The organism is Pseudarthrobacter oxydans (assembly GCF_013314975.1).
GTDB classification, from domain to species: domain Bacteria; phylum Actinomycetota; class Actinomycetes; order Actinomycetales; family Micrococcaceae; genus Arthrobacter; species Arthrobacter oxydans.
The window spans coordinates 18,240-37,065 of the sequence record NZ_JABTYH010000041.1; the positions used below are offsets into that span (position 1 = coordinate 18,240).

The window sequence follows — 18,826 nt, forward strand, 5'->3', positions numbered from 1 at the left end:
TGTAACAATGAGCCGTACATCGGTGGCCTGGCCGTCGTACCATGATTGAATCAGAGTAATCGAACGACTGTTCGAATGGCGAACACTAGGGCTTGGGAACGCAGCGGTTCCGGGTCATGGGCACGAAGGAGTGAACATGAAAAGTCGTCTTATTTCCGTCCTCGCAGCGGCCTCCATCCTGGGGCTGGCGGCCTGCGGCAGCGGCTCGCCCAGTTCCACGGGAGGCGGAACCGCACCCGCCACCGGGGGCGGGGATGCGGGTTTGACCAAGGTCAGCGTGGGCGTCATCCCCATTGTCGACTGCGCGCCCATCTATCTCGGTGACAAGCAGGGCTTCTTCAAGGAAGAGGGCCTTGAGCTGGATATACAGACAGCCACCGGAGGCGCGGCGATTGTCCCCGGCGTGGTCAGCGGCAGCTTCGACTTCGCCTTCTCCAACCTGATCTCGGTCATGGTGGCCAAGGACAAGGGGCTGGACCTGAAGTTCGTGGCAAACGGTGCCTCCACCACGGGTGAAGAGGGCAAAGACATCGGCGGTGTCGTTGTCCCGGCCGGATCGGACATCCAGTCCGCCAAGGACCTCGCCGGCAAAACTGTTTCCGTGAACAACCTCTCCAATATCGGCGACACCACCATTAAGTCGGTCATCGAGAAGGACGGCGGCGATCCCAGCGGCGTGAAGTTCGTGGAAGTTGCCTTCCCTGACGCACCTGCGGCGCTGGCCAACAAGCAGGTGGATGCAGCATGGATCCTTGAGCCGTTCCTGTCCAAGGCCGTGGATGAGGGCGGAACGGTGGTGTCATCGAACTTCGTGGAGATGAGCCCGGAACTCGATATCGCCGGCTACTTCACCAAGGGCGACACCATCAGCGGTAAAGCCGACCTGACGGAGAAGTTCACCCGCGCCATGAACAAGTCCCTGGAATACGCCCAGGAGCACCCGGACGAAGTCCGCGAGATCGTGGGCACGTACACCAAGATCGACGAGGCCACACGGGCGAAGATGATCCTCCCGCGCTACCGCGTTGAGTTCGACGAGGGCGCGTTCAAGACGCTGGGCGACGCGGCAGCCAAGTACGGCACCCTCTCCAAAGCCCCCAGTGCGGACGACCTCCTCCCGTGAGTTCGGAAACCCTGGCCGCCGGCGGTGCCGCTCCATCCGTGGAGCGGCAGCGCCGGAAGGCGGGCAAAGGAGCAGCGAAACAGCTGCTGGGGATCCTGGGCATCATCGGATTCCTGGCGACGTGGGAGCTCATTCCCCGGCTTGGCCTGATCGATGAACGGTTCCTCCCGCCCGCCAGCGAGGTCATCGCCGCCCTGGTTGTCGACTTCGGACTGACGGCCTTCTGGGTTGCGGTGGGCGAGACCATGAAGGCGTGGTTCCTCGGCCTGCTGATGGCCGTGGCGGCCGCCGTGCTGCTGGGCTTCATCATCGGCTCCAGCGAGTTCCTGCGGAAGGCCACCAACTCCACGATCGAGTTCCTTCGCCCCATCCCGTCGGTTGCCCTCATCCCGTTGGCCGTGCTGCTCTTCGGCGTGAAAATTGAGTCGTCCCTCCTCCTGATTGTGTACGCCTCCTTCTGGCAGGTCCTGATCCAGGTGCTGTACGGGGTGGCCGACGTGGACATGGTTGCCAACAACACCGCCAGGACGTACGGCCTGGGCAGGATGGCCCGGATCCGGTACGTGGTCTTTCCCACCGCCCTGCCCTACCTGATGACGGGGGTGCGGCTCGCCGCGGCCGTGGCTCTGGTCCTGGCCATCACCGCGGAACTCGTCATCGGATCCCCGGGACTCGGCAGGGAAATTGCCCTGGCCCAGTCCGGCGGCGCCATCTCCGGCATGTACGCCCTGGTGCTGGCCACCGGACTGATCGGCGTCCTGATCAACATGCTGATGCGCCAGATCGAAAAAAGGATCCTGGGCTGGCACTCGTCCATCCGGTCGGAGGTGATCGTATGAGGACGGCCAGGAACATCGGCTACATCCTCGGGCTGCCCGTGCTGCTGGTCCTGGTCTGGTGGGTGTCCACGCTGGGCTCAGTTAACTTCTTTGTCCCCAAGCCGGCAGACCTCGTGGAGACGTTCGGCGAGGTCTGGTTCGGTGACCGCTTCTTTTCCGATGTCCTGCCCAGCCTGGGCCGGCTTGTGGTGGGCGTCGCCGTTGCCATCCTCATCGGGGTGGTGGGTGGTGTCCTGATCGGATCCGTCCGGTGGCTGCGTTCCCTCCTGGAACCGACGCTGGAGTTTTTCCGCGCCATCCCGCCCCCGGTCCTGGTGCCGGTCCTCATGCTGCTCATGGGAATCACCGATTCCATGAAGGTCATGGTGATCATTTCCGGCTGCGTCTGGCCGGTGCTGCTGAACACCATCGAAGGCGTCCGCGCCGTGGACCCTGTACTCTCCGACTCCGCCCACACGTACGGCATCAGCGGCTGGGCGCGGGTCCGGTACCTGGTGCTGCCCTCCGCGAGCCCGCAGATCATGGCCGGCGTCCGCCAGTCACTGTCCCTCGGACTGATCCTGATGGTGATCTCCGAAATGTTTGCCTCGTCATCCGGGCTGGGCTTTACGATCGTTCAGTTCCAGCGGTCCTTCGCCATCCCCGAGATGTGGTCCGGCATCGTGGTCCTGGGCCTGCTGGGCGTGGCCATGTCCTTCATCTTCCAGTGGGCCGAACGGAACATCCTGCGCTGGTACCACGGCCAGAAAGAGGTAGAAAATGCAGCCTGACCCCACCCAGCCGAACACGGAGGCCACGCTCTCCGTACGGGGGCTGAAGAAGGTCTACCAGACCGACGGCGGCGACGTCGAGGCTGTCCGAAACCTCACCTTCGACCTGCGCGCCGGGGAGCTGGCCTGCCTGGTGGGGCCCTCCGGGTCCGGCAAGACCACGCTGCTCAAGTGCATCTCCGGGCTCATGGCGCCCACCGAGGGCGAGGTGCTCCTGGACGGCAAGCGCGTGACCGGCCCGCCCAAGAAGATGGCGGTGGTGTTCCAGGAATACGGGCGTTCGCTGTTCCCGTGGATGCGGGTGCGGGACAACGTGGAGCTGCCGCTGAAGAACCAGGGTGTCCCCAAGGGCGAACGCGACCGGCTGGTGGATGATGCCCTTGAAGCAGTGGGCCTCTCCCACGTCCCGCGGTCCTACCCCTGGCAGCTCTCCGGCGGCATGCAGCAGCGCGTCGCAATCGCCCGGGCCATCGCTTACCAGCCCGAGGTCCTGCTCATGGACGAACCGTTTGCGGCGGTGGACGCGCAAACCAGGGCCGATCTTGAGGACCTGATCCGGGTTGTCTGGAAAAAGCTCGGCGTGACGGTGCTGTTCGTGACCCACGACATTGACGAATCGGTCTACCTTGGCGAGCGGGTCATCATCCTGTCGAGTTCTCCGACGGTGATCCAGGAGGATATCCAGATCGACCTCCCGGCGGACCGTGACCAGCTGAACACCCGTTCCCTGCCGCGCTTCACCGAGCTTCGCCACCACGTCTACGAACAGATCCAGCTGGCCAAGAAGGGACACCGGCCTGCTGCGGCATCAGCAGGTGAAACCCCCGTCAAGGGGCAGCGTGCCGGCTGACCCAGTCCACCAACGGGCGCAGGCCATCCCACAGCGCCGCGATCTCCCGGACCGCGCCGGGGGTGGCCAGCCAGTCCGGCCGGCCCAGGCTGACGCTGGCTGAGAGGGACTTGTGCTTCAGGAGTTCCGCCCGCGGATGCTCACGGGCGTACCCCCGCGGGACTGTTTTCAGCTTCTCGCCCGCAACGGAGAAGCCGGCCGCGGCAACAGCCTCCACGATGTGGCGGAGAGCCTCACCTGTGCCTGAAGCGTCCACCGAGTTGCGGTAGCGGACCAGCTGCGCAGGGGTGTGCGAGTGGCAGCCCCCGCCCACCAGCAGGCCGTCGGCACTGATCTGCAGGTAGTAGCCAACGCCTTCCTGGACGGATGCCACCGCACCCTGGGCCGTCTTGTACGGGGACTTGTCCTCGGAGAACCGGATGTCCCTGTTGGGCCGGAAGAGCTTCGCCGGACCGTACCGGGATTCCAGTTCGGCGAGCAGAGATGCCAGGGGTTCCTTGACCAGCGACTGGTATCCGGCCTTGTGCTCCTGCCACCACTCCCGGTTGTTGTTGTCCTGAAGCTCTTCGTAGAACCCGAAAGCGCCGGCCGGGATGCCCTGGAAAGTTGTCATGGTGCGAGCCTAGGCTCGCCCAACGCCGGAGGACAGTGCCCGGACCGGCTATGTGCAAAGGCTGCCCTATGTGGAAAAGGGACCACCCCGCCACGGAATCCGTGACGGGGTGGTCCCTTGGGGCAACCTCAGGAAAGGCTGGATCAGCCGATCTTGTTGGCTGACTCTGCGTCCGAAGCCGGGGCTGACGGAGCATCGGCGGCACCGAGGTTGGCACGCAGCTTGGCGCCGAGGTCGGCGTCAACGTTGGTCCAGTACTGGATGGCGCGTTCCTTGATGCCGGGGCTCTTCACGCCGCCAACGGCACCGGTGATGGTCTCGAGCAGGCGGGCCTTGGCGCCGTCGTCGAAAACCTCGCGGTACAGCGCGCCGGCCTGCACAAAGTCGCTGTCCTCAGCGTGGAGGGAGTGCGCAGCAAGCGTCAGCTCGCCGTCGTTCTCCCAGCCGCCGGCCGGGTTCTGCGGCTCCACGGCAGCCGGGCCGCCCACGGAGTTGGGGGCGTACACGGGAACGGACGGGGCGTTGAAGTGGTAACGACCGGCGCCGTCCTGGCTGTAGTTGTTGACCTGGTTCTTGGGCTGGTTCACCGGGATCTGGGCGTGGTTGGTGCCCACGCGGTAGCGGTGTGCGTCCGCGTAGGAGAAGATGCGGGCCTGCAGCATCTTGTCCGGGGAGGCGGCGATGCCCGGAACGAAGTTCGACGGCGCGAAGGTGGCCTGCTCGATCTGCGCGAAATAGTTCTCCGGGTTCCTGTTCAGCTCCATGGTGCCCACCTTGATCAGCGGGTAGTCGCCGTGCGGCCACACCTTGGTCAGGTCGAACGGGTTGAAGCGGTAGGTCTTGGCGTCCTCGTACGGCATGACCTGGACGTGGAGGTCCCAGGACGGGAAGTTGCCGGCTTCGATGTTCTCGGACAGGTCGCGGATGTAGTAGTCCGCGTCCGAGCCGGCCAGCTGCTCGGCCTGCTCGCTGCTCATGGAGTTCACGCCCTGGTTGGACTTGAAGTGGTACTTGACCCAGAAGCGCTCGCCCTCGGCATTGATCCACTGGTAGGTGTGCGAGCCGTAGCCCTGCATTTCACGCCAGGAGGCGGGCAGGCCGCGGTCGCCCATCAGCCAGGTGACCTGGTGGGCGGATTCGGGGGACAGGGTCCAGAAGTCCCACTGCATGTCTGCGTCGCGCAGGTGGGTGCCCGGGAGGCGCTTCTGGGAGTGGATGAAGTCCGGGAACTTGATGCCGTCGCGGATGAAGAAGACGGGGGTGTTGTTGCCCACGAGATCGTAGTTGCCCTCGGAGGTGTAGAACTTCACGGCGAAGCCGCGGGGATCGCGCCAGGTGTCCGGGGAGCCGTTTTCGCCGGCCACGGAGGAGAAGCGGATCAGCATTTCGGTTTCGACGCCGGCCTGGAGGAAGGCTGCCTTGGTGTACCTGGACACGTCCTCGGTGGCCTTGAACGTGCCGAATGCGCCGCCGCCCTTGGCGTGCACTACGCGCTCCGGAACCCGCTCGCGGTTGAACTGGGCGAGCTTCTCAACCAGGTAGTGGTCAGTCAGGATGATGGCACCGTCGGCACCGACTGACTTGGAGTGCGCGTCGGACGTAACGGGGGCACCTGACTGGGTTGTTGAAATGGCAGTCATTGTTCTCCTATTTCTCTTATTTCTGTGGTTCTTCAGAGGGACGGTTGGAAGGAAGTTGTTGGGACTGCTGGCAGTCCTGGCAGATGCCCTGGTACATGACATCGGCAATTTGGATGGTCATCGGCTTGGCACCCTCATCCCAGTGGGGGGTGAGGCAGGGTGCGTGGCCCACTGCGCAGTCGACGTCCTCCACCCGGCCGCAGCTGATGCAGATGGCGTGGTGGTGGTTGTCTCCCACGCGGGTCTCGTACAGCGCGGGGGAGTGCGGGGGCTCGAACCTGCGGAGCATGTGCAGGTCCGTCAGGTCGCCCAGCACCACATACACGGACTGGGCCGTCAGCTCGGGAAGCTCGGCACGGGCGGCGCTCAGGATGCTTTCGGCGGGGGAATGGGGATGGCGTTCGACGGCGGCCAGGACCGCCAGCCGCTGTTTGGTCACCCTGCGGCCGTGGGCGCGCAGGGCGGCAGCCCATGCTTCGTGGCCGTCAAAGTGTTCCGTCATGTCACCATTGAAGCACTTATTATGAACATCTCACAATAAGGCAGGACTAACCTCGCGGGAACCAGCAGCCACATCCGCACCACTAGGGTTGCAGGGTGGGGAAACTGCTCGCTGACATCACGCCGCTCCGGGAGAGCCCGGCGTTCCGCAGGCTCTGGCTGGGATCCGCCGTGTCCGCCGTCGGAAGCCAGCTCACCCTGGTGGCAGTCAGCCTGCAGGTCTACCGCCTGACCCAGGACAGCTTCTACGTGGGGTTGCTGGCCGTTTTCGCCCTGGTGCCGCTGGTGATTGGCGGGCTGCTGGGCGGTTCCATTGCCGACGCCCACGATCGCCGGACGGTGGCATTGCTCGCCACCTCTGTCCTGTGGCTGACGACGGGCGTGATTGCCCTGCAGTCCTGGCTGCAGCTGGACAGTGTCTGGCTCCTGTATCTGTTGGTGGCGGCGCAGAGCGGAGCCCAGGCCATCAACCAGCCGGCCCGCAGCGCCATCCTCCCCATGCTGGTCCGCAAGGAACTCCTGCCCGCGGCCAACGCCCTCAGCATGATGTCCTTCGGCCTCGCCATGACGGCAGGTCCCCTGCTGGCCGGCGTGCTGGTGGCCTGGATAGGGTTCGCGTGGACCTACACCCTTGACTTCATCAGCTTCGCGTTCGTGCTGTGGGCGGTGTACCGGCTGCCGCCCCTGCCGCCCTCGGGAACTCCGCGCAGGCCCGGACTCCGCTCCGTCGTCGAGGGCTTCCGCTTCCTGGGCACCCGGCCCAACGTGCGAATGACCTTTGTCATCGACCTGATCGCCATGATCCTGGCCCAGCCGCGGGCGCTCATGCCGGCCATCGGCGCGGTCATGATCGGCGGCGGAGAGGCCACCGTGGGCATCCTCCTCGCCTCCACCGCCATCGGCGCCTTCCTGGCCGGGCTGTTCTCCGGGCCGCTCGGGAATGTCCGCCGGCAGGGGAGCGCCGTGGTCTTCTCAGTGATGGGGTGGGGCGCCTCCATTGCCGGGTTCGGGCTGGTGGTGCTGCTGGCCGGGCGCGCTCCGGACGGGGCGGTGACGCCGTGGCTGCTGCCTGCGGCACTGTGCTGCGCGCTGGCCGGGATTGCCGATTCCATCAGCGGCGTCTTCCGCCACACCATCCTGCAGGCAGCAACGCCGGACCACCTCCGCGGTCGCCTCCAGGGGGTGTTCATCGTGGTGGTGGCGGGCGGCCCCAGGATCGGCGACCTGCTGGCAGGCGGCGCAACCAAGGTCGTGGCAGAGGGCTGGGTCCTGCTGATTGGCGGCTTCCTCTGCGTCGCCGGCGCGTGGGCGGCCGCAAAGCTGCAGCCCGGCTTCAGGGAATACGACGCCCGGAACCCTGTTCCCTAGACAGCCGTTCCCTTAGTGAGTAAGGAGGAGACGTGCACAAACATTACAACGGCCTCAAGACGGCGGCGCTCTTCGGGGTGCTGTGGGCGGTGCTCCTCGGACTCGGGGCGGTGATCGGCACCAGCACCCGCAGCTCCGCGCCCATCTGGATCATGGCCTTGGTGGGGGTGTTTACCACCGCCTACGGATACTGGAACAGCGACAAGATCGCCATCCGGTCCATGCAGGCCATTCCCGTGGACGAGGCGCAGGCCCCGCAGCTGTACCAGATGGTCCGCGAGCTGTCGGCCCGGGCCAACCAGCCCATGCCGCGCATCTATCTGTCGCCCACCATGAACCCCAATGCCTTCGCCACCGGCCGGAATCCCCGCAACGCCGCGGTCTGCGTGACCCAGGGCATCCTGCAACTGTTGGACGCCCGGGAACTTCGCGGGGTCCTGGGACACGAGCTCATGCATGTCTACAACCGGGACATCCTCACCTCGTCGGTGGCGGCCGCCGTGGCCGGCGTGATCACGTCGGTGGGGCAGATGCTCCTCTTCTTCGGCGGCGGTGACCGGCGCAACGCGAATCCACTGGCCATGATCGCCATGGCGCTGCTGGCCCCCTTCGCGGCGTCCCTGATCCAGCTCGCCATTTCCCGGACGCGGGAGTACGACGCCGACGAGGACGGTTCGCAGCTGACCGGCGATCCGCTGGCCCTCGCCTCAGCCCTGGGCAAGATCGAGCGCGGCGTCAGCATCGCCCCGCTGCCCCAGGACCAGCGCCTGGTCAACGCCTCACACCTGATGATCGCCAATCCGTTCCGCGGCGGGGCGATGAACAAGCTGTTCGCTACCCATCCGCCCATGCGGGACCGGATTGCGCGGCTGGAGCGGATGGCTGGGCCGCCGGCCTGACGTACGGCCGGCGGCACAAATCCTGCGCGTCGAAACTGACGTGAAGGACTAGCTGCGGAAGTTCACAAACTGCAGGTCCGCTTCGTCGAAGTCCTTCAGCAGGGCCATGGTGGCCTGCAGGTCGTCACGGGACTTTGAGGTCACGCGCAGTTCGTCGCCCTGGATCTGCGACTTGACGGACTTGGGGGCCTCATCGCGGATGAGCTTGTTGATTTTCTTCGCCAGGTCCTGCGCGATTCCCTCCTTGATGGAGGCCTCGAGCCGGAACTCCTTGCCGGAGGCATACGGCTCGCCGGTGTCCAGGGACTTCAGCGAGATGCCGCGGCGGATCAGCTTGGACTGGAGGACATCCAGCACCGCGAGCACGCGTTCCTCAGAGTTGGCCTTCATCAGGATCTTGTCGCCGCTGAAGTCCACCTCGGCTCCCACGCCCTTGAAGTCGTAACGCTGGGCCAGTTCCTTCTGTGCCTGGTTCAGCGCGTTGGCCACTTCCTGCTTGTCCACTTTGCTTACGACGTCGAACGTTGACTCGCCTGCCATGACTCTCCTTGTGCCGGTGGGAACCCTGTGCGCGGACAGGGCTTGATCGCTGCCTAAAAGCCTAATACGGATGCCGGTGTTGGTGGGGGAGCGTGGGGAAGCCGGGTTCACAGTTCCCTCTCAGCGGACACCCGGAGGGAACGAAGGAGGCGGCCGCAGAGTTGAAGGAGTTGGGAAGTTGCAGGAAGGGAACACCATGCACCGCAAAGCCGTCCGGTACGCCACGCGAACCACCACGGCAGCAGCCGGAGCGGTTGCCGGGGCCGCCAGTTCCGTTGCGGCCGCGGCAGTTGCTGCGGCAATCATCTTCAGTCCCGTGCCGGACGCTTCAGCCCGGATGGAAGGCGTCCACGAGGATCTGCTCAGGGCTGTCCAGCTGAACCAGATCACGGAGGAGCAGGCCCTGAAGTTCGAGGCGCGGCTCGCCGGCAGGATCCTCGGCGGGGCCTGATTCCGTCCATTTCCCCTGGTATTGCAAGGGTTTTGGGAGTGTCCGCGGCCCGATTCGATTCTTCGGCGGAAGTTCTGTAAAGTTGTCTTGCCCGCGGTTACTGGAAGCGGAACGGCCCGGAAGCGGACGGTTCGCAGACTGCATTGGCGGGTACTTCTTTTGAAGTTCGGCAGATTACCCGAGCGGCCAAAGGGGGCTGACTGTAAATCAGCTGGCAACGCCTACGGGGGTTCGAATCCCTCATCTGCCACCCAAGGAGAAGCCTCCGGAACCGAATGGTTCCGGAGGCTTTTTTGTGTCCCGGAACCCGGAGCCTGCACCGCATAACGGGCTTTTTTGCGGGCCCTGCCCCCGGTGGTTACGGGCCGCGAAGAAGGCCGGAAATCCAGGAATTGTCCCCCGGCGCCGAGGGCGGAAGTCCCCTTCCAAAGCCGCGGAAAACCGCCGTCGACATCATCAGGAGCCCGGCGTAGGCTGGCAGCATCGGCGCATGTGCCCCGGTACCCTGCGTCGATATCCCCATCGATGAAGGAGGACCAATGAGTGCCGTACGTGAGTTCATGACGACGGACGCGCAGTGTATTAAGGAAAACCAGTCCCTGGTGGATGCCGCCAAGATGATGATGGACCTGGACTGCGGGTCGCTGCCCATCTGCGGTGACGACGGCAAGTTGAAGGGCATGATCACCGACCGCGACATCGTGCTCAAGTGCGTGGCGGCAGGACGCGATCCCCGCGAGATGATGGCCCGCGACCTCGCCTCGGGCCGGCCCCACTGGATCGACGCGGACGCGAACGTTGACGCGGCGATCGAGATGATGGAAACCCACCAGGTTCGCCGGCTCCCGGTGATCGCCGACCACAAGCTGGTGGGCATCATCAGCCAGGGCGACATTGCCCGGAACTACTCCGAGCAGCGCGTGGGTGAGCTCGTGGAGCACATCTCGGAGCGCAAACGGATGAACGCATAGGTTGGATTTCCCCGTCAGGGTTTCCCGCTACCAACGCCACGGGGTCCCCTCCGTGGCGTTTCTTTGTGTCCGGTCATGGCCTTGCCCGCGGCTCCCCGCCGTCAAGGCTAGGAACCGCGGACAAGCTTGCGAAACCCGGTGGCCCTTCAGCCGTTCCGGCCAGGGTGCCGGCGGGCCTTCCCGTCAGTTCAGTGCACGTCAGTTCAGGGCAATCAGGAGCATCTGGCTGGTGCCCGGGATGCAGGTCTGGAGGATCGCCCGGGGGAAACCGCCGAAGACGGCAATGACGTCGTTGGTGGTCCCCGGGTTGGGCACCTGGCCCCGTGCTGAGACGGTATAGGTTCCGTAGCCCGGGATGCTGACGGTTTCCCCGACGCCTATGCCGGAGAACCGGGCCCACCCGCCACAAAAATCGTGCTCAGTGATAAAGAGCGAGTAGCCGTCGTTGGGCGTGTAGTGGATGGGCCCGATGCAGGCGTCCACCATGGACTGCCCGCCGGCGCCGGCCACGTAAATGGTGCGGACGGCCGGGGCTGCCGGGACAAAAACAGGAGCGGGGGCGGGAGCGGGGGCTGCTGCGGGTGCGGCGGCCGCCGGTGCGGGAGCCGGTGCCGGCGCAGGGGCGGGCGTGTCCGCCGCTACCGCAACAGGCGGTCCCGTGAGCACCAGCGTCTGGCCCGGAACGATGATGCTGTAGTGGCCCAGTCCGTTCGCCGCGAGCATGGCGTTCATGTCCACGCCGTGCCTGGCCGCGATGGCTCCAACGGTATCGCCCGGAACCACGGTGTACAGGTTTGGGTCACCCGCCGGAGCAGGCGCAGGTTCAGGAGCTGGCGCAGGTGCTGGCTCCGGCGCAGGCGGTGGCGCCGGCTCGGCAGCGGGCGCCGGCGGGGCGGGAGCCCCGGAAACTGCCTCCGAAGCAGCCTCGGCCGCGGGCTGGGCTTCGGCGGCTGCTGCGGCGTTCGGCACCTCCGGCAACGCGGCGGCGGCAACCTGCCCAACCGTCGTCGTGCCCTGGTCCACTGACGCGGGCGGCCCCGCCAGGGCGCCGACGCCCACCGCCGCCACCACGGCGGCTGTTGCCATGCCGGCCCACAGCCTGTTGCTGATGGCCGGCCGTCCAGTGGTGATCTCGGTGCGGGGTTCATCCGTGGCGAAGCTCCTGCTGGGGCCTTCGGGGATGGAAAGGTATGGCTGGTTCATGGGTAGCCCGTCCAGGCTCGGTCCAGCTGGGCCGGAGCGGTGCGCTTCGGCGGGCGGGACGGATCGAGGGGAACGCGCCGGCCGCCACCGCTGATGCGGGGCCGCGGAAAGGCGCGGGATGGAGGCATCCGCATACCCAGAAAATACGGAGGCTCCGCGAGGGCGGGACCCCGGGAAGCAACTCCGGGGGACCGCCGGCACTGTGTTCGGTCCTAGGAATCCCGAGTCTAGGAAGGGCGCACCTTAGCGGCACCAGTAGGAATTACCCGAATATTTGAGTGCGGTACTTGGTGGCGCGGAACCTGCTACTCAACCGCGGAAGGCCCGGTACTTGCCGGGCAGCGGTGTTTTCCGGACAGCCGCGGGCTAGGGCGTTCGCCGTTCCTGGAGGGCAGCGATCTCACGCCGCAGCGCGGCAATTTCGGCCGCGAGGTCCGCCACCTCCGCACGGACCGGTTCCTCGGCCTCGGAGACTGCCTCAGCCGTATCCTCTACCCGCTGGACCAGCCACGAGGCGATGGACGCCGTGACCACGCCCAGCACGGCGATGCCGCTCATCATCAGGGCAGCGGCAACCATCCGCCCGATCGGCGTCACCGGGTACATGTCGCCGTAACCCACGGTGGTGATGGTGGTCATGGCCCACCACAAGGCATCGCCGAAGGTGACGATCTTCGCGTCCGGGGCCGACTGCTCCACGTCCAGGACCGCCAGGGCGCCCACGAACACCAGCATCGTGGCTGAACCCGCCACATACGTGACCACCCGGCCCCTCAGGGTGTCGCCCAGTGTCCGGTGCAGCACGGACAACAGTGTCACGAGCCGCAGGAGGCGCAGCGGCCGGAAGAACGGCAGCGCCACGATCACCAGCTCGTGCAGGTTCCGGACAAACCAGCTGCCGCGGTCCGCTGCCAGCCACAGGTTGGCCAGGTAGTCCACGGCAAAGATGCCCCAGGTGGCCCACATGACAGCCTCGAGCAGGAGGGCGGCGCTGCCTTCGATCCGGCCAATCACCTGCCACGCGTAGGCCCCCAGGAAGATGAGCGCCGTCACCGTGAGAGGCCAGTCCGCCAGATCCCGGTAGCGTTGTTGCGTCATGCAGGAAATCCTACTGGCAGCGCCATGGCGCGCTGCGGACCCAATGTTACTGGCGGGTAGCATTGGGGGATGCACCTCCTCCTGAGAACCCTGCTGATGCTGGTCCGTTCGTCGCGCCGGCCGCCCCTGACCGTCTGGGACAGCTCATCGCTTCCGCTGCGGGTCCTGCCGACGGACATCGACATTGCCATGCACGTCAACAACGGTATGTACCTGTCCCTCATGGACCTGGGTCGGTTCGACCTGATGGTGCGCAGCGGGGTCTGGAAGCGGATGCGACGGCGCGGCTGGGGACCGGTGGTGGCGGCGGAGACCATCGCTTTCCGGAAGTCCCTCCAGCTGTGGCAGCACTACACCATCGAGACCCGCATCATCGGGCTGGATGCCAAAGCCATCTTCTTTGAACAGCGCATGGTGGCCGACGGTGAGGTGTACGCCCGCGCGTACATCGCCACCCGGCTGGTCCACAAAGGGCGGCCCGTCAGCCAGGCGGACATCCTGAAGGAGTTCGGCGAACCGCCTGCGGACCTGGAGCTTCCCGACTGGATCCACGAATGGCGGGCGTCCAGCACGCTGCCCGGGAGCCGGACACCAGCACCGCACAGCTGGGAAGCGTAGCGGCTTAGGCGCCCACGTCCCTCCGCTCCAGGGCAACGGCGGCGAGCGCCACCAGCGCGGCCGAGATGGCCCACAGCCATGCCGCCGCCGGCCAGTCCGCCCCGTTCGCCACCGGCGAGTTTCCGTAGGCCCAGTGGTAGGGGCTGAGGTTCAGCAGCCACTCCACGTCCTTGCTCTGCCGTCCCACCGCGTTGAACACATACCCGAGCACACCGACGCCGGCGCCGGCTGCCAGCCCGTACGTGCGGCGGCCGGTAACAGCGCCAACACAGAGGGCAGCCGTTCCGCTCAGCAGTGCCAGCCCGGCGAACAGCACGGAGGCGCCCAGCAGGTTGCCCAGCCCAATGCCCAGCTGCGCCGGCCCGTTCAGCAGCCACACCAGGGAGCAGACCAGAGTCGCCAGCAGCACCACGCGCAGCAGCAGGGCAAGGGCCCGTTCCAGCACCACCTGCACCCTGCGCACCCCGTGCGCCAGGGTCAGTTCCAGCTGGCCCGACTCCTCGTCCCCGCCCACGGCCGCGGCGCCCCAGGAGACGGATGCGATGGTCATCAGGAGGAAGCCGAGGAGCCCGAACAGCGTGGCCTGCGTGTAGCCCGGACCGGTGGCAATCTAGTCATAGTTCAGCGCCTTTGTCATCTCCGGAGGGAGGGCATCGATCATGTCCTGCATCTGCGCGCTGCCGCCGATGGACGGGTACAGCGGCAGGTAGAGGAAGATCGCGGCGGCCAGGCCCAGCGCCCAGCCCAGGGTGGAGCGCCACGTGTCAAAGAAGGCCCGGCGGAACAATGGAAGAGTTGTCACCGTGCCTCCTCCTGCGGGGCGGCGTACATCGTCAGCACTGCTTCCTCCAGGTCCGGTTCCTCCAGGACGAGGTCAGTCAGCCGGAGGGAAGCCAGCATCCTCACCAGCGGCTGGATGTCCCCGCCAAGGGTGGCGGACAGCGTCGCCGTGCCGTCGGACTCCAGCACCTCCACGTGTCCGACGCCGGGCACGCCACTGAGCAGCGCAGCGGCGTCGTGCGCTGCAATGCCGGAGGTGGTGAAGCGGACGCGGCGCAGGGCACCTTCGCGGAGGCCGCTGACTGATTCGACGGCGATGATCCTGCCGTCCCGGAGGATGGCCACCGTGTCCGCTGTCTGCTGGACCTCGCTCAGGACGTGCGAGCTGAGGAAGATGGTCTGGCCGCGGTGCCTTGCCTCGCGCACCATGGCGTGGAACTCCTGCTGGACCAGGGGGTCCAGGCCGCTGGTGGGCTCATCGAGGACCAGGAGCTCGGGCTGGTGCATGAACGCCTGCACCAGGCCCAGTTTCTGCTTGTTGCCCTTGGACAGCTTGCGGATATGGCGGGTGAGGTCCAGACCCAGCCGCTCCGCCAGCTGGTCCACCCGGCCCGGCGGCACCGGCCCGCTGATTGCCTCATAGTGGGCCAGCAGGGTGCGCCCCGTTACCCGGCCGGCCAGGAACAGCTCCCCGGGAAGGTAGCCGATGCGGCGCCGCAGTTCCGGACCACCTGCCCGCGGGTCGGTCCCCAGCACCCGGATGGTCCCGCTGGTGGGGCGGATGATGTCCAGCAGGCAGCGCATGGTGGTGGTCTTTCCGGCACCGTTCGGGCCGATCACACCAAAGACGGAGCCGGCCTCTACCTCGAAATCCACGCCGTGGAGCACTTCGTGGCGCCCGAATTTCTTGGTCAGGGACTTCGCTGAGATAGCGGTTGCCATCAGACCTCCTGGGTGCGCACGCGCGGCGATGACCCCAGACTAGGCGCCGCCGGCCGCCCTGTACATTGCGGCTGCCCGTGTTATTCCCGATGACGCGGGGAGCGAACAAGGGGCCGCGGGCGGGACAGGCCGGGGGAGCGGCGCGTACCGTTGACACATGGCTACCCTTGACATCACAGGTGAACAGTTCGCATCCACCATTGAAGGCAACGACATTGTCCTGGTGGATTTCTGGGCGGAATGGTGCGGGCCCTGCAAGCAGTTCGGTCCCACGTACTCGGCCGTGTCGGAGAAGCACCCGGATGTCCTCTTCACCAAGGTGGACACCGAGGCGGAGCAGCAGCTCGCCGCCGAGGCAGGCATTTCGTCCATCCCCACCCTGATGGCCTTCCGTGAAAAGGTGCTGGTGTTCTCGCAGCCCGGCGCGCTGAACGCCCAGCAGCTCGAACAGGTGGTGGACGCCGTGAAGGCCCTGGACATGGAGGAAGTCCACGCCCACGTGGCACGCCAGCGTGAAGAGGCCGCTGCCGCCGCCGGCAAGCCGGCCGGTCCGCAGGACGGCACGCAGATCCCGGACGCCTAGGACTTAGACAAAATGCGGGACCTCCCAGTGGGAGGTCCCGCATTTTTGGTTAATGCCGTTAGATCCGTTCCACCTTGACGGGCTCGGCCAGGAGCGCGCTCAGTGATTCGTTCAGGTCCTGCACGGCGATGCCCTTGGAGTGCTTGGCCAGGTCCTCCTCCGACGCCCACTGCTCCGTCAGGACCAGCTTCTCCTCGGTGGCTTCCGTCAGCTCGTACCGGATGCAGCCGGGCTCATTCACCACCTCGTCGATGGCGATTTCGAGGGCCAGCTTGACGCGGTGGAACTCGCCGTCGTTGGGGATGAACGTTGCCTGCAGGTCAATGGGAGAAGTCATGGATTTCACAATACCGGCACCTGCGGACGGCTTTCGTTCTGTTGCGCCGGACACCGCTTCCGTTGGTGCTTTCATTGCCGGAAGCCACTTGGTAGCGTGCCAGCATGCGCGCCTATACAGCCGGGGACACTGACGTCCCGCTGCTCCATGAGACCATCGGCCGGAACTTTGAGCGGGTGGCGGCCCGCTTTCCCTTCCACGACGCGCTGATCGAGGCTGCACCTGTTCCGGGCGCCGACGCCCGCCGCTGGAGCTACACCAAGATGAACGACGACGTCGACCGGCTCGCGCGTGCGCTCCTCGCCCTCGGCGTCGCCAAGGGTGACCGCGTTGGAATCTGGAGTCCCAACTGCGCCGAATGGACCCTCCTCCAGTACGCCACCGCCAAGGCCGGGGCCATCCTGGTCAACGTCAACCCTGCCTACCGCAGCCACGAACTGGAATTCGTGGTGCGGCAGAACGGTATGCGGATGCTGGTCACCGCCCCGTCGGATACGAACAGCGACTATGTGGGGATGGCCCGGAAGGCGCTCGCGGAGTGCCCGGACCTGCGCGAGCTGGTTTTCCTGCCCGCGCCGGCGGAAGCCGGGTTCGACGCCGGCGTCCCCCAAAGCGATGCGGAGCTGACGTACGCGGAGCTGCTTCGGCGGGCGGACGACGTCGGACATACCGGGCTGCAGGCCCGGATGGCTGAACTTGACCCGCACGATCCCATCAACTTGCAGTACACCTCCGGGACCACGGGCTTCCCCAAGGGGGCCACGCTCACGCACCACAACATCCTCAACAACGGGTTCTCGATCGGCGAACTGCTCGGGTACACGGAGCACGACAGGGTGGTGATCCCGGTGCCGTTCTACCACTGCTTCGGGATGGTGATCGGCAACCTGAACGCCCTGAGCCACGGCGCTGCCACCATCATCCCCGGCCGCGGATTCAGCCCGGCCGCCGCCTTGGAGGCCGTCCAGGATTTCGGCGGGACCTCCCTGTACGGCGTGCCCACCATGTTCATCGCCGAGCTGGCGCTGCCGGACTTTGCTTCCTACGACTTGTCCACCCTGCGCACGGGTGTCATGGCCGGCTCGCTGTGCCCCATCGAGGTGATGAACCGGGTGATGTCGGAGATGAACATGGTGGATGTGGCCATCTGCTACGGCATGACTGAAACGTCGCCGGTGTCCACCATGACCCGGCAGGGGGACAGCCTGCAGCAGCGCACCGAGACGGTGGGACGCACCATGCCCCACCTGGAGAGCAGGATCATCGATCCCGGATCGGGGGAAGTGCTGGAGCGGGGCCGGATCGGGGAGCTCTGCACCCGGGGCTATGCCGTGATGGAGGGGTACTGGAACCAGCCGGACAAGACCGCCGAGGCCATCGATGCCGACGGCTGGATGCATACCGGGGACCTTGCCCGGATGGACGATGACGGGTACGTCGTCATCGAGGGCCGGATCAAGGACATGGTGATCAGGGGCGGCGAAAACATCTATCCGCGGGAGATTGAGGAGTTCCTCTTCGCCCACCCGTCGATCCAGGATGTGCAGGTCATCGGGGTGCCGGATGCAAGGTACGGCGAGGAGCTGATGGCGTGCATCATCCTCAAGCCCGGCGCCCAGCCGCTGGACGCGGGCTCCCTTGCCGAGTACTGCCGGGGGAAGCTGGCCCACTACAAGATTCCCCGCTACGTGGAGGTCCGGGAGCGGTTCCCCATGACCGTGTCCGGGAAGGTCCGCAAGGTGGAGATGCGCCAGGAGGCTGTGGCCCGGCTGGGGCTGTGACGTCAGCGGATGTTGCGGCTGATGGCTTTTACACCCACAGCAAGGCCGACGGCGGCTGTCACCGAGGCGGCAACAAGGCCCAGGAGGGTGTGCGTCCCGACGCTGCCCGCGAACAGTTCGCGCTCTGCGTTCACCAGGTTAGTCAGGGGGTTGAACAGGCTGGCCGTCCTCATCCACCCGGGTCCCGCCTCGATGGGAAGCATGATGCCGGAGAGGATCATCAGCGGGAACAGCAGTGTCTGCTGGACTCCCCAGAAGATCCCAGGATGACCAGCCCGGCCAGCACGTGCAGCGGGTAGAACACGAAGCCGAAGGGGATGCAGACCAGTGCGATGAGGAGCCCCTGGACCACCAGCGGCGCCCACTCCTTCAACGCCCGCCCGATCATCAGCGAGGACCGGGACAGCGGCGTTGCCAGGATGCGCTCATAGGAGCCCGTCATGAGCTCATACTGCAGGTTTGAACCGGTCATGGACGTTCCGAAGAGGGCGATCATCACCACCACGCCCGGAAGGAACCACTGGAGCGTGGACTGTCCGCCGAACGCCGGCGCGCCCACGGCCGCCCCCAGCAACGGGCCGAACAGTCCCAGGAAGACCAGCGGCTGGAGCAGCGAGAACACCAGCGAGAACGGGTCCCTGAGCGGCAGCAGCATTTCCCGCCAGAACACGTACCTGGTGTCCTGCAGGACCCTGCCCAGCCCGGGCCTTTCCCGGGCGCCGGCAGCGGTGCCGTGCGTGGCCATCAGCGGTTCGCCCCTTCCCGCAGGTTGCGCCCGGTCAGTTCGAGGAACACATCGTCCAGGGTGGGCGGCTTCAGCTCCAGGGACTGGGCGGGAGCACCGGCGTCGTGCATCTCCAGCAGCAGCGCAGGCGCCAGTCGGGCACCTTCGGGAAGCCGGAGGCGGAAGCGGACAACG

Annotated in this window: 19 protein-coding genes, 1 tRNA gene and 2 pseudogenes; 12 read left to right on the forward strand and 10 right to left on the reverse strand. The window is 66.1% G+C overall.

The features are described from left to right. Positions 1 to 136 precede the first annotated feature (136 nt). The 4 genes from HTS88_RS19655 to HTS88_RS19670 are packed head-to-tail and all read left to right on the forward strand — an operon-like array spanning position 137 to position 3,582. Positions 137 to 1,123: an ABC transporter substrate-binding protein gene (locus HTS88_RS19655; protein ID WP_174181449.1), complete on the forward strand. Its 987-nt coding sequence runs from the start codon at positions 137 to 139 to the stop codon at positions 1,121 to 1,123. Continuing rightward, complete coding sequence (locus HTS88_RS19660) at positions 1,120 to 1,962, forward strand: ABC transporter permease (RefSeq protein WP_174181451.1); 843 nt, start codon at positions 1,120 to 1,122, stop codon at positions 1,960 to 1,962. Before HTS88_RS19655 ends, HTS88_RS19660 begins: the two co-directional genes overlap by 4 nt. Further along, complete coding sequence (locus tag HTS88_RS19665; protein WP_174181453.1) at positions 1,959 to 2,732, forward strand: ABC transporter permease; 774 nt, start codon at positions 1,959 to 1,961, stop codon at positions 2,730 to 2,732. Before HTS88_RS19660 ends, HTS88_RS19665 begins: the two co-directional genes overlap by 4 nt. After that, a complete protein-coding gene (locus HTS88_RS19670; RefSeq protein ID WP_174181454.1) occupies positions 2,722 to 3,582 on the forward strand; it encodes an ABC transporter ATP-binding protein in 861 nt (286 codons plus the stop codon). The genes HTS88_RS19665 and HTS88_RS19670 overlap by 11 nt, the downstream gene beginning before the upstream one ends. On the opposite strand, the gene HTS88_RS19675 is transcribed toward HTS88_RS19670, so the two are convergent. From HTS88_RS19675 to HTS88_RS19685, 3 genes are all read right to left on the reverse strand, one after another. Further along, positions 3,560 to 4,195, reverse strand: a complete 636-nt coding sequence (locus HTS88_RS19675; RefSeq protein ID WP_174181456.1) for a DUF2461 domain-containing protein — start codon at positions 4,193 to 4,195, stop codon at positions 3,560 to 3,562. The two genes, HTS88_RS19670 and HTS88_RS19675, sit on opposite strands and share 23 nt — an antisense overlap. 143 nt (positions 4,196 to 4,338) lie before the next feature. Further along, complete coding sequence (locus HTS88_RS19680; RefSeq protein ID WP_174181458.1) at positions 4,339 to 5,835, reverse strand: catalase; 1,497 nt, start codon at positions 5,833 to 5,835, stop codon at positions 4,339 to 4,341. A 16-nt stretch (positions 5,836 to 5,851) separates the two neighbouring features. Continuing rightward, positions 5,852 to 6,337 (reverse strand): Fur family transcriptional regulator, encoded by a 486-nt coding sequence (locus tag HTS88_RS19685; protein ID WP_174181459.1) that lies wholly within the window; start codon positions 6,335 to 6,337, stop codon positions 5,852 to 5,854. Positions 6,338 to 6,432: 95 nt separating this feature from the next. Here HTS88_RS19685 and HTS88_RS19690 point away from each other — a divergent pair, with 95 nt between their 5' ends. Continuing rightward, positions 6,433 to 7,704 (forward strand): MFS transporter, encoded by a 1,272-nt coding sequence (locus HTS88_RS19690; protein ID WP_174181462.1) that lies wholly within the window; start codon positions 6,433 to 6,435, stop codon positions 7,702 to 7,704. Between the two features lie 32 nt (positions 7,705 to 7,736). Further along, entirely contained in the window at positions 7,737 to 8,603 is an 867-nt protein-coding gene (htpX, locus tag HTS88_RS19695) for a zinc metalloprotease HtpX (protein ID WP_174181464.1), read from the forward strand. 48 nt (positions 8,604 to 8,651) lie between these two features. Here htpX and HTS88_RS19700 read toward each other — a convergent pair whose 3' ends face one another. Beyond that, complete coding sequence (locus HTS88_RS19700; protein WP_104184409.1) at positions 8,652 to 9,143, reverse strand: YajQ family cyclic di-GMP-binding protein; 492 nt, start codon at positions 9,141 to 9,143, stop codon at positions 8,652 to 8,654. Between the two features lie 196 nt (positions 9,144 to 9,339). On the opposite strand from HTS88_RS19700, the gene HTS88_RS19705 reads away from it, so the two are divergent. The 3 genes from HTS88_RS19705 (at position 9,340) to HTS88_RS19715 (ending at position 10,565) form a co-directional block, all read left to right on the forward strand. Then, positions 9,340 to 9,594, forward strand: a complete 255-nt coding sequence (locus tag HTS88_RS19705) for a hypothetical protein (protein WP_174181466.1) — start codon at positions 9,340 to 9,342, stop codon at positions 9,592 to 9,594. A gap of 168 nt (positions 9,595 to 9,762) precedes the next feature. Continuing rightward, positions 9,763 to 9,844: transfer RNA gene (locus HTS88_RS19710), tRNA-Tyr, on the forward strand. Positions 9,845 to 10,133: 289 nt separating this feature from the next. Continuing rightward, positions 10,134 to 10,565: a CBS domain-containing protein gene (locus tag HTS88_RS19715; protein ID WP_174181468.1), complete on the forward strand. Its 432-nt coding sequence runs from the start codon at positions 10,134 to 10,136 to the stop codon at positions 10,563 to 10,565. A 198-nt stretch (positions 10,566 to 10,763) separates the two neighbouring features. On the opposite strand, the gene HTS88_RS19720 is transcribed toward HTS88_RS19715, so the two are convergent. Continuing rightward, on the reverse strand, positions 10,764 to 11,768 hold the full coding sequence (locus tag HTS88_RS19720) for a LysM peptidoglycan-binding domain-containing protein (protein ID WP_174181470.1): 1,005 nt from the start codon (positions 11,766 to 11,768) through the stop codon (positions 10,764 to 10,766). A 366-nt stretch (positions 11,769 to 12,134) separates the two neighbouring features. Beyond that, positions 12,135 to 12,866 (reverse strand): potassium channel family protein, encoded by a 732-nt coding sequence (locus HTS88_RS19725; protein WP_174181472.1) that lies wholly within the window; start codon positions 12,864 to 12,866, stop codon positions 12,135 to 12,137. A gap of 69 nt (positions 12,867 to 12,935) precedes the next feature. Between HTS88_RS19725 and HTS88_RS19730 the strand changes: the two genes are divergently transcribed. Further along, the gene (locus HTS88_RS19730) at positions 12,936 to 13,484 is read left to right on the forward strand and encodes an acyl-CoA thioesterase (protein WP_174181474.1); all 549 of its coding nucleotides are present in this window, start codon (positions 12,936 to 12,938) and stop codon (positions 13,482 to 13,484) included. Between the two features lie 4 nt (positions 13,485 to 13,488). Here HTS88_RS19730 and HTS88_RS19735 read toward each other — a convergent pair. Next, a pseudogene (locus HTS88_RS19735) lies at positions 13,489 to 14,286 on the reverse strand (ABC transporter permease subunit). Then, positions 14,283 to 15,206, reverse strand: coding sequence for an ABC transporter ATP-binding protein (locus tag HTS88_RS19740; RefSeq protein WP_174181476.1), 924 nt, complete (start codon positions 15,204 to 15,206; stop codon positions 14,283 to 14,285). The pseudogene HTS88_RS19735 and the gene HTS88_RS19740 overlap by 4 nt, the downstream one beginning before the upstream one ends. Before the next feature lie 157 nt (positions 15,207 to 15,363). On the opposite strand from HTS88_RS19740, the gene HTS88_RS19745 reads away from it, so the two are divergent. Beyond that, a complete protein-coding gene (locus HTS88_RS19745; RefSeq protein ID WP_104184401.1) occupies positions 15,364 to 15,789 on the forward strand; it encodes a thioredoxin family protein in 426 nt (141 codons plus the stop codon). A gap of 58 nt (positions 15,790 to 15,847) precedes the next feature. Here the strand turns inward: HTS88_RS19745 and HTS88_RS19750 are convergent, their stop codons facing one another. Further along, a complete protein-coding gene (locus tag HTS88_RS19750) occupies positions 15,848 to 16,126 on the reverse strand; it encodes a putative quinol monooxygenase (protein ID WP_066278079.1) in 279 nt (92 codons plus the stop codon). 104 nt (positions 16,127 to 16,230) lie between these two features. Between HTS88_RS19750 and HTS88_RS19755 the strand changes: the two genes are divergently transcribed. Next, positions 16,231 to 17,907 (forward strand): AMP-binding protein, encoded by a 1,677-nt coding sequence (locus tag HTS88_RS19755; RefSeq protein ID WP_174181478.1) that lies wholly within the window; start codon positions 16,231 to 16,233, stop codon positions 17,905 to 17,907. 2 nt (positions 17,908 to 17,909) lie between these two features. On the opposite strand, the pseudogene HTS88_RS19760 reads toward HTS88_RS19755, so the two are convergent. Beyond that, a pseudogene (locus HTS88_RS19760) lies at positions 17,910 to 18,652 on the reverse strand (ABC transporter permease). Between the last annotated feature and the right edge of the window lie 174 nt (positions 18,653 to 18,826).

What these genes read in the sequence shown, in the direction of transcription:
- HTS88_RS19655 (WP_174181449.1), top strand. Translation starts at nt 137, where the DNA reads ATGAAAAGTCGTCTTATTTCCGTCCTCGCAGCGGCCTCCATCCTGGGG.
- HTS88_RS19665 (WP_174181453.1), top strand. Translation starts at nt 1,959, where the DNA reads ATGAGGACGGCCAGGAACATCGGCTACATCCTCGGGCTGCCCGTGCTG.
- HTS88_RS19670 (WP_174181454.1), top strand. Translation starts at nt 2,722, where the DNA reads ATGCAGCCTGACCCCACCCAGCCGAACACGGAGGCCACGCTCTCCGTA.
- HTS88_RS19675 (WP_174181456.1), bottom strand. Translation starts at nt 4,195, where the DNA reads ATGACAACTTTCCAGGGCATCCCGGCCGGCGCTTTCGGGTTCTACGAA.
- HTS88_RS19680 (WP_174181458.1), bottom strand. Translation starts at nt 5,835, where the DNA reads ATGACTGCCATTTCAACAACCCAGTCAGGTGCCCCCGTTACGTCCGAC.
- HTS88_RS19685 (WP_174181459.1), bottom strand. Translation starts at nt 6,337, where the DNA reads ATGACGGAACACTTTGACGGCCACGAAGCATGGGCTGCCGCCCTGCGC.
- HTS88_RS19700 (WP_104184409.1), bottom strand. Translation starts at nt 9,143, where the DNA reads ATGGCAGGCGAGTCAACGTTCGACGTCGTAAGCAAAGTGGACAAGCAG.
- HTS88_RS19705 (WP_174181466.1), top strand. Translation starts at nt 9,340, where the DNA reads ATGCACCGCAAAGCCGTCCGGTACGCCACGCGAACCACCACGGCAGCA.
- HTS88_RS19715 (WP_174181468.1), top strand. Translation starts at nt 10,134, where the DNA reads ATGAGTGCCGTACGTGAGTTCATGACGACGGACGCGCAGTGTATTAAG.
- HTS88_RS19720 (WP_174181470.1), bottom strand. Translation starts at nt 11,768, where the DNA reads ATGAACCAGCCATACCTTTCCATCCCCGAAGGCCCCAGCAGGAGCTTC.
- HTS88_RS19725 (WP_174181472.1), bottom strand. Translation starts at nt 12,866, where the DNA reads ATGACGCAACAACGCTACCGGGATCTGGCGGACTGGCCTCTCACGGTG.
- HTS88_RS19730 (WP_174181474.1), top strand. Translation starts at nt 12,936, where the DNA reads ATGCACCTCCTCCTGAGAACCCTGCTGATGCTGGTCCGTTCGTCGCGC.
- HTS88_RS19740 (WP_174181476.1), bottom strand. Translation starts at nt 15,206, where the DNA reads ATGGCAACCGCTATCTCAGCGAAGTCCCTGACCAAGAAATTCGGGCGC.
- HTS88_RS19745 (WP_104184401.1), top strand. Translation starts at nt 15,364, where the DNA reads ATGGCTACCCTTGACATCACAGGTGAACAGTTCGCATCCACCATTGAA.
- HTS88_RS19750 (WP_066278079.1), bottom strand. Translation starts at nt 16,126, where the DNA reads ATGACTTCTCCCATTGACCTGCAGGCAACGTTCATCCCCAACGACGGC.
- HTS88_RS19755 (WP_174181478.1), top strand. Translation starts at nt 16,231, where the DNA reads ATGCGCGCCTATACAGCCGGGGACACTGACGTCCCGCTGCTCCATGAG.